We start from the raw sequence: 9,620 nt of genomic DNA, 5'->3' as shown, positions 1-9,620 counted from the left end.
GCCGCCCGCGCATCCCTTCCTACTGATCAACAATGTCAAAGAACTCCGGGGAAAATCCCCGCCCCGACCAGTCCGCGTCGCCCTAGTAACCAGCGCCGCACCCCGTCGGTGGAGGCGGGTTATAGGCACCTATCGCCAACCTGTAAACACCTTTTTTAAACAAAAATCACGTTTGTGACGTTTTTATTGAAAATCGTTTTAAAACAAACACTTAAATATTGAGCAATTTTCCCCCGAAAGATCATGACCGGCAAAAGGGAGAATGATTGCAGACCTTTGGCAACCATGAGGTTCGGACTCCTGCCTGAAAGTGATTCTTACAGCCTATTGAGATTGACGCCTGTGGGGCTTTGGGCAAAGCTGGGCGGATTATTATCAGCAAAAGCACGATTCAATGCCGATACCGGCATCGTCAAAAACACCACAGGATTGCCTTATGCCCCAACATTCGTCTCCAGATGCTGCCCGTTTGCGTGAGAGCGTCGCCAAACAGGAAAAATGGCATATTGCCAATGCGTTTACCGATCTGGATGTTTTTGCCACCGGGGCTGCCATACATAATGTGCGCTTTCACCTGGGCGATGGCCAAACAGTAACACCGCTGGCAGAAGCATCATGGCATGAGACGGCGATCGGCGATGTGCCTGCCCATATCCAGAATATCGGAGGGGAATGGCCCTGCGTACCTTTTGGCAGCACCGCCAATGACAGCCATCATCACGGATATGGCAGCGACAATATATGGCATCTGGAAGAACGCACCGATACCAGCCTGCGGCTTGGCATTGATTACCCGGCGGGGCATGTCGTCAAAAAACTGGTTCGCACCCTCCGCCTGCGACCAGACAGCCCGGCAATCGAATGTCGTCTTACTATATATGTCAATAAAGACTGTACCCTGCCGGTCGGGCTACACCCGATTTTCCGCCTGCCGCAAGAAGAAGATGCCTTTGAAATAACCCCCGGTGACTATGGCCATGCCATGACGGCACCATTGGATATTGCCCCGGTCGCAAGCCAGCTTGGCGCGCATGAGCGCGTTGGCGCAACAGGACAGGTTTTGCGCAAGGATGGACAGCACATCAATATCTGGCAGCAAACGGCACAATTAGGCGAAGAAATTGTCTCGGTCTTTGACAGCCGGGGAAATATGGCCCTGAATTACAAACAGGAAGGGTTTCGCGCCTGTTTAAGCTGGAACCCGACTGATTTTCCAAATTGCCTGATCTGGGTCGCGAATCCCGGCCTTGGTGCCATCAGCCCGGCGCCACATTTCCAGGGCATCGGGATTGAACCGGTAAATTCCTATTTCGATCGCAATGATCTGTCCCCGTCCGGAATGCCTAAAAGCGGTGTTGCGTTACAAGCGGCACATCCGTGGTCCTGCCATTATCGGTTGTCATGCCAAAGCCTTAATAACAACGGGGCCTAAAACACACACCGACCAAACCCGGGCTTTTAAAACCGTATCGGCCCACCACCCGTTGGCAGACACGGCCGGTTTTAGGAACATGAACCGGCTGTGATCGTTAACATCAGAGAATGCGTCCTGCATTCGGCCCTTTGGCGCCTGCCAACCGGCTGTGTTTTACGATGTCGGGTGATGATCATGAAACGTTCCGAACTGGACCCAGAAGATATTGTTATCAAGGAATATGACAGCCCGACAGGGGGCTGGGGTTCCTTGAAATCGCTGATAAAAAAGGCCGAGGAAAACGGACTTTTGGCATCCGACATATGGTCGCTGCTGGGCGAGCAAAACAAACCTGACGGGTTTATGTGTGTTTCGTGTTCATGGGCCAAACCCCGCGAACCCGGTACGTTCGAATTTTGCGAAAACGGGGCCAAAGCAACGATTTGGGAGCATGACCCGCATCGTGCTGATAGCAATTTTTTCGCGCGCCATACCGTCACCGAGCTTTTGGAGTGGAACGACCACGATCTGGAAAAAGCAGGGCGGTTAAGCACGCCCCTGAAATACAACGCCGAAATCGACAAATACGAACCGATAGAATGGAATGTCGCCTTTCGCGAAATCGCCGCCGAACTCAACCAGTTGAACCCGGATGATGTTATTTTTTATGCCTCGGGCCGCGCTTCGCTGGAGGCATCGCATATGTATCAGTTATTTGCTCGTATTTACGGGTCCAATAACCTGCCCGATTCATCCAACATGTGCCATGAATCCACATCCGTAGGCCTGCCCAAATCCATTGGATCGCCTGTGGGAACGGTACAACTGGAAGATTTTGCCAAATGCGACATGATCTTTTTTATTGGTCATAATGTTGGCGTGAACGCCCCGCGCATGTTGCACCCGTTGCAAGAAGCGCGAAAACGCGGTGTTCCGCTGGTGACGTTTAACCCGCTGCCCGAACGCGGCCTGGTGCGGTTTAAAAACCCGCAATCCCCCACCGAGATGTTATCGCCCGGCCCGGGCACCGAAATGTCGAGCGACTTTTTACAGGTAAAATCCGGCGGGGATTTGTCTGTTTTAACCGGTATTTGCAAACATTTGCTGGTGCTGGAAGCCGAAGCCCGAAAAGCTGGCAAACCTGCGGTGCTGGACCACGATTTTATTACGCAGCATACCAGCGGCTTTGAAGAATTTTGCGCCTTCCTGCGTGCCGCAAACTGGGATGAAATTGTCACACGGTCCGGCATTGAACGGGCCGAAATTGAACGTATTGCCGCCCTTTATGCCAGCAAGGAACGGGTCATTGCCAATTATGGCATGGGCCTGACCCAACACCGGGAGGGTGTGGAAAACGTGCAGATGCTGTGCAACATGTTGTTGATGCGCGGCAATATTGGCAAGGAAGGTGCGGGTATTTCGCCGGTACGCGGGCATAGCAACGTACAAGGGCAGCGCACGGTTGGCATTTCGGAGAAACCCGAATTGGTGCCGCTGGACAAGCTGGCCGAATTTTACCGCTTTGAGCCACCGCGCCACAAAGGCAAGGATACCGTTGAAGCCTGCGAAGGGATGTTAAACGGGACGGTTAAGGGGTTTATCGGCCTGGGTGGCAATTTTTCCCGCGCTGTTCCCGACACAGCCCTGGTGGAAAAAGCCTGGCGGCGCATGGATTTGCATGTGCAAATTGCAACCAAACTAAACCGCAATCATTTGCTGACAACACGGGCCACCTATTTACTGCCCTGTCTGGGGCGGAGCGAACGCGACACCCAGGTAACAGGTGACCAGTGGGTATCGATGGAAGATTCGACAGCCAATATTCACGGATCCTTTGGCAACCGCGCCCCGGCAAGTGACAAATTACTATCCGAGCCCGCAATTATTGCCCAATTGGCAATCGCCACCTGCAAAGACAAAGCCGATGTACCCTGGCAGGAGTGGATAGATGATTATGCCAAAATTCGCGATGCAATCGAGCGCGCCTATCCCGATGATTTTAAGGATTTCAACCAGCGCTTTACCCATCCGGGCGGGTTTCATCGCAATATTGTCGCCTGCAAACGCGAATGGAAAACGGATAATGGCAAAGCCAATTTCATCACCCCGCAAAACCTTGATACTGACCCGGACATACACGCCAACGGCATTGATGTTCTAACTTTGCTGACAATTCGGTCCAATGATCAGTTCAATACCACCGTTTATGGGTACGACGACCGGTTACGTGGCATCCACGGCACCCGCATGGTGATTTTGCTAAACCCGAAAGACATTGAAAGACTGGCATTAACCGACGGCGAAATGGTTAATCTGACGGGTGCAACATCCGACGGGGTTGAGCGCCGGGTTGATGGCCTGCGCGTTGTACCCTATTCGATCCCGGAGGGAAATTGCGCCGGATATTACCCGGAACTAAACCCGTTAATGCCGTTATTTCACCGGTCACGTACGGCCCATGTTCCAGCAGCAAAATCCATTCCCGTACGCATTGAAAAAACGTTGCAACAAAACCGGCATTAGAAAATTCCCCCTGACTGCCCCCATTTCGCCATAACGTAGGAAGGAGCATACCATGCGCCCCGATGACAAACGCGAAGCCGCAATTACCAACACCGTACAACGACAACAACAGATACAGGATGAAGTGGCAAAGGCCGATGCCGCCGCGCCTGAACGCAACAATAATGCGATGCAGGCCGGGGCACGTGATTATCCCGTACCGCCATTTGAAAAAACCCATCAGAACAAACCCGGCACTGAAGCCAGTTTATCGCCCGAGACAATGTATGATGCGCCCTTTTACAAGGGATCAGGTAAACTGGCGGGTAAAGTTGCCCTTATTACAGGGGGTGATTCCGGCATTGGCCGTTCGGTTGCGATATTAATGGCCCGCGAAGGGGCCGATATTGCAATTTCGTATCTTGATGAAGACCGTGATGCCAAAACCACCCAGGATGCCATAATTAAAGAAGGGCAAAAATGCCTTTTGCTGCGCGGTGATGTCCGCGAAACCGATTTCTGCAACGAGGCCGTTGAAACAACCGTTTCAGAACTGGGGGGACTTGATGTTCTGGTCAATAACGCCGCTTTTCAGGTCCATACCCGCGAAATTGAGGATTTAAGCGACCTTCATTTTGATGAAACCATCAGAACCAATTTACATGGCTATTTTCAAATGGCGCGTGCCGCGATACCGCACATGAAAAACGGGTCAGCAATCGTCAATACGGGGTCCACGACCGGGATTTCCGGGAATTGGCAATTATTGGACTATTCCATGAGCAAGGGCGGCATTCATGCCTTTACCCGTGCATTGGGGTCTAACCTGATAGATCGGGGTATTCGCGTAAATGCCGTTGCGCCTGGCCCGGTATGGTCGCCCCTTAACCCGTCTGATCGCCCGGCCGGGGAAGTCGAAACATTTGGCGCCAACACGCCGATGAAACGTCCTGCCCAGCCCGAAGAACTGGCACCGGCCTATGTGTTTTTGGCATCCTCGCACTGCTCAAGCTATATCACTGGCGAAATACTGCCAGTTATTGGCGGCTATTAAAGCCCTGCAAGATAACAGGGACGGGCATTAACAGCCCGCCACGTCACATATACAGCCAACGGCAAGACCCTGACTGACAAAGAACCCGAAAAAACAAGGAGTCCGTTATGATTCCCGACTGGCTGCATGCCATTGCCATCATTTCGCTGTTGATGGGGCTGGTAAGTGCCATTGTCATTATAATCGCCGAAATGCGCGACCCGCAGCACATGTGGATCATGAATGTGGTGTGGCCGCTATTTGCGCTATTTGCATCGGTTGCGGCCTTGTGGCTGTATTTTCGTTATGGGGTACTGGCATCGCACGGATCAATGATGCCCGCGATGAAAAACAACAAAACCCCGCCCAATAAACGCTTTACCCCGTTTGGTATTATGGTGGCCAAAGGAACCGCGCATTGTGGCAGTGGTTGTGCCCTGGGCGATATCATTGCCGAATGGCTGGTATTTTTTGTGCCTGCCATCGCCGTGTGGCTGGGATATCCTTCGTTCTTTTCTGAAAAAATGTATGCCACCTGGATACTGGATTTTATTCTGGCGTTCGGTTTTGGCGTGGTTTTTCAGTATTTCACCATCAAACCGATGCGTGATCTTAGCTTTGGGCAGGGCATTTATCAGGCAATCAAGGCCGATACCCTGTCGTTGATATCGTGGCAGGTGGGCATGTATGGTTTTATGGCAATTGCCCATTTCCTGATATTCAAGGACATGCTGGGAGCAGAGCTTGAGGTCGCATCGGTTGAATTCTGGTTCATGATGCAAATCGCCATGTGGTGTGGCTTTGCAACATCCTATCCCGTTAATACCTGGCTGATCAAAAGCGGCGTGAAAGAAAAGATGTAATTGCCGCAGCCACCTGCCCCGGATTTCGGTGCCAAACCCGTCTGACAGGCCCGTTGCCCCAAAGGGCGAAACAGGCCTGTCCTTTTGCCTGTTTTGCTTTTCCCCGCCGACTGATCTAATCTGCAAAAAAACAAGATAAAATCGGCGGAGGAACATTATGAGATCGACCGCACAAAATGCGCCGGGGAAACCCGCGCATGTTTATACACCGCTGCCCCCGGCAAACCGCAATGCGGATGCCGAAAATGCGTCGCGTGCCGATATTTCGCCAATGGATAAAAGTCCCGCGCCCGCCCACGCGGCCCCCACGCCCGACACACAGGAAGATACACCGCGCAAGGATACCAGCGAAAACGGGCCGGGGCCGGAATTTGGCCCGTGGCTGGCGCAGGCATCGATCCTGATTGTCGATGACGAACCGGGCATGCGCAATTTTCTTGCCCGCACCCTTGGCCCACGTTGCAAACGGCTGGAGGAAGCCGCCGATAGCAGCGAGGCATCGCGCAAGCTTGATGAACATCATTTTGATGTCGTGATCCTTGATAACATCATGCCAGGTAAAAGCGGTGTCGAATGGCTTATGGAACAACGCGAAATCGGTTTTTTTGCCGACGCCATATTAATGACCGCCTATGCCGACCTTGATACCGCAATCAAGGCATTGCGGGCGGGCGCGGTTGATTTTGTATTAAAGCCCTTTCGATCCAACCAGATATTAAACGCCGTTGCCCGCTGCCTTGACCGGATGCGTCTGCGCCGGGAAAACTATGTGTTGCGCCATGAATTAAGATCAACATCCGACCATGTATTGCTGCGCGACAAGCTGATTGGCTATTCCCCCGAAATTCAGGATATTCGCGATACCATCGCCCGTGTTGCCCCGCTGCCGACATCCATTTTGATTTCGGGGGAAAGCGGCACTGGCAAGGAAGTCACGGCAAGGTCCATCCATGCATTGTCAGACCGCGCCGACAAACCCTTTGTCCCGGTGAATTGCGCTGCCATCCCGACCGATATGATCGAGGCGGAACTGTTTGGCCATTTAAAAGGTGCCTTTACCGGTGCCAATCACGCCCGCGACGGCCTGTTTTTACATGCCCAGGGCGGCACCCTGTTTTTGGATGAAATTGGCGAATTACCGCTGGCAACCCAAAGCAAGCTTTTGCGCGCCATTGAAGACCGGCGCATTCGTCCCGTCGGGTCCGAACGCGAGGCACCGGTTGATTTACGCTTTATTTTCGCCACCAATGCCGATCTGGAGGCCGAGGTTGAAGCCGGGAATTTCCGCGCAGATTTATTTTACCGGATTAATGTGATGCAAATGCACATGCCCCCCTTGCGCGATCGCGGCGATGATGTGCTGGAACTGGCCGGTTTGTTTATGAACAAACTGGGCAAGCAACTGGGTATGCCGCCCGTAACAATGGACGGAGCCGTTCGGGCCGGATTAACCCGCTATAACTGGCCGGGAAATGTGCGTGAATTACGCAATTTAATTGAACGATCGCTTATTTTGGGGCGTTTCCCCCCTGAATTTCGGAACGATGACGCCCGTTTTTCCGATAGCAGCGAAACCGAAACGCTGGACGAACTTGAACGTCGCCACATCATGACCATGCTGCATAAAACCGGGGGCAATCGCAACGAAGCCGCACGCAGACTGGGCATTTCACGCAAAACCATCGACCGCAAATGTGCGGCATGGAATGACTAGGCCGCCGTCACCGCAAGCAACCATTGAACCGGGCGGGCGATCTGTCCGGTTTCGATTGCTGGCCATTGCCTTGTTGCCAACGCTGGTGATTTTGCCACTGATGCTGGGTTTTATGATGGCCCGGTGGAATGGCAAATTTGATGCCCTGTTGACATCAAAGGTGCATGGCGACCTTACCATCGCCCATCAGTATTTCAGCCATATTCTGGAAAATACCGGCAAACAGATCGAGGCATTGGGCCAATCGGTTTCGTTTCGCGATGCCCTGCGCGACAACAACCTTCACCAGAACCTGGATCAGGACCAGAACCTTGCTGCCCTGCTTGACCGGCAACGTCAGAAAATGGGACTGGATTTTTTATATCTGATCACCAGTCGCGCGCAGGTTACCAGTGCATCACCTGCCACGGCCACCGCCAACCCGATGATCAGCCAAAACTGGCCGGTTATTCAGACAGCCCTTCAGGGTGGATCATCCACCGCCGTTGATATTTTTAAAAATAGCGACCTTGCGGCAATTTCACCCGCCATGGCGCGCCGCGCCCGCCTTGACCTGATCGATACGCCAAATGCCATGCCGACCGACCAAAACATTGAAAGCCGGGGCATGGTGGTGCATTCCGCCAGCCATGTGGCACTGCCCGACGGCAGCACAGGGGCATTGGTTGGCGGCATTTTGCTGAACCAGAACCTTGTCTTCATCGATACCATCAATGACCTGGTGTATCGCGCCAGCAGCCTGCCCGAAGGCAGCCAGGGGACAGCCACCCTGTTTTTGGATGATGTGCGCATATCAACCAATGTACGCCTGTTTGAAAACCGCCGTGCTCTGGGCACGCGCGTGTCGGGTGCCGTGCGATCTGCGGTTTTGGGGGACGGCAAGGTGTGGCTGGACCGGGCGTTCGTGGTCAATGACTGGTACATTTCGGCCTATGAACCGATCACGGACAGTTTTGGCAAACGGGTGGGCATGCTTTATGTCGGCTTTTTGGAAAAACCCTTTACCCAAACCAAATATGAAAGCCTGATTTTAATATTTGGTGCCTTTCTGGTGGTTGCCACCATTACCATCCCGGTGTTTTTGCGCTGGGCACGTGGCATTTTTAAGCCACTGGAGCGCATGACCCGTACCATTGCCCGGGTTGAAAATGGCGATTTGGGTGCGCGCACCAACCTGCCTGCCGCCCGCGACGAAATATCCCATGTTGCCATGCATCTGGATGATTTGCTCGATCAAGTACAGCAACGCGACCGACAACTGCGCCACTGGAATGACGAACTTAACACCCGCGTTGATGAACGTACGGCCGAACTGCAAAAGGCCAACCAGCAGCTTGAAGCGGCGACCAAACAACTGATCATGTCGGAAAAACTGGCCGCGATTGGCGAAATTACTGCCGGAGTTGCCCATGAAATTAACAACCCGGTCGCGGTGTTGCAGGGAAATTTTGATGTGATGTGCAACCTTTTGGGCGACAACGCCAATATCGCCCGCACCGAAATTCGCCTGATCGACGAACAGGTCAGCCGCATCAACCAGATCATGACCAAACTGCTGCAATTTGCCAAACCCGAGGAATATGCCGGTTTTGTTGAACGCCACGATGCGGGTGAAGTCATCAATGACTGCTTGCCTCTGGTGCAACATCTGTTAAACCGCGCCGCCATCAACGTAACGCTGACCCATACCTCGACCCGTTTCATCGTAATGAACCGGACCGAATTGCAACAGGTGCTGGTCAACCTGATTGTTAATGCCCTGCATGCCATGCCCGATGGCGGCACTTTGACCCTGATGGATCAGGACATGGCCCGCGACGGGGAACCCGGCATTTTAATTACCGTTGCCGACACCGGCATTGGCATGCCCGCCGATGTCCTGACGCGTATTTTTGATCCGTTTTTTACCACCAAACGCCGCGAAGGCACGGGTCTGGGCCTGTCGATCAGTAAAACCCTGATTGACCGGCAAGGCGGCAGTTTTGACGTTACCAGCACGCCAGGCGAAGGTACAACCTTCCTGATCTGGCTGCCTGAAGCCAGCTAAACCGTAAACATCAACCACGACGCGTTGACCAAAACCGGCTAACTTGA

Annotated in this window: 6 protein-coding genes; all 6 read left to right on the top strand. The window is 53.1% G+C overall.

Annotated features, from left to right (window positions below):
• The first annotated feature begins 436 nt into the window (after positions 1-436).
• The 6 genes from J4E05_RS23860 (at position 437) to J4E05_RS23835 (ending at position 9,573) form a co-directional block, all read left to right on the top strand.
• Positions 437-1,432, top strand: coding sequence for a hypothetical protein (locus tag J4E05_RS23860; RefSeq protein ID WP_349600958.1), 996 nt, complete (start codon positions 437-439; stop codon positions 1,430-1,432).
• 177 nt (positions 1,433-1,609) lie between these two features.
• Entirely contained in the window at positions 1,610-3,937 is a 2,328-nt protein-coding gene (locus tag J4E05_RS23855; protein ID WP_349600956.1) for an FdhF/YdeP family oxidoreductase, read from the top strand.
• A 52-nt stretch (positions 3,938-3,989) separates the two neighbouring features.
• Positions 3,990-4,970, top strand: coding sequence for an SDR family oxidoreductase (locus tag J4E05_RS23850; protein WP_349600953.1), 981 nt, complete (start codon positions 3,990-3,992; stop codon positions 4,968-4,970).
• 107 nt (positions 4,971-5,077) lie between these two features.
• The gene (locus J4E05_RS23845; protein WP_349600951.1) at positions 5,078-5,812 is read left to right on the top strand and encodes a DUF4396 domain-containing protein; all 735 of its coding nucleotides are present in this window, start codon (positions 5,078-5,080) and stop codon (positions 5,810-5,812) included.
• Positions 5,813-5,969: 157 nt separating this feature from the next.
• Entirely contained in the window at positions 5,970-7,526 is a 1,557-nt protein-coding gene (locus tag J4E05_RS23840) for a sigma-54-dependent transcriptional regulator (RefSeq protein ID WP_349600948.1), read from the top strand.
• Positions 7,519-9,573, top strand: coding sequence for a sensor histidine kinase (locus J4E05_RS23835; protein WP_349600945.1), 2,055 nt, complete (start codon positions 7,519-7,521; stop codon positions 9,571-9,573). The genes J4E05_RS23840 and J4E05_RS23835 overlap by 8 nt, the downstream gene beginning before the upstream one ends.
• Positions 9,574-9,620 lie beyond the last annotated feature (47 nt).

Origin of the sequence: Thalassospira sp. NFXS8, assembly GCF_040148805.1 — a bacterium.
Lineage (GTDB): Bacteria > Pseudomonadota > Alphaproteobacteria > Rhodospirillales > Thalassospiraceae > Thalassospira.
This window is presented reverse-complemented; position numbering and strand designations above follow the sequence as displayed.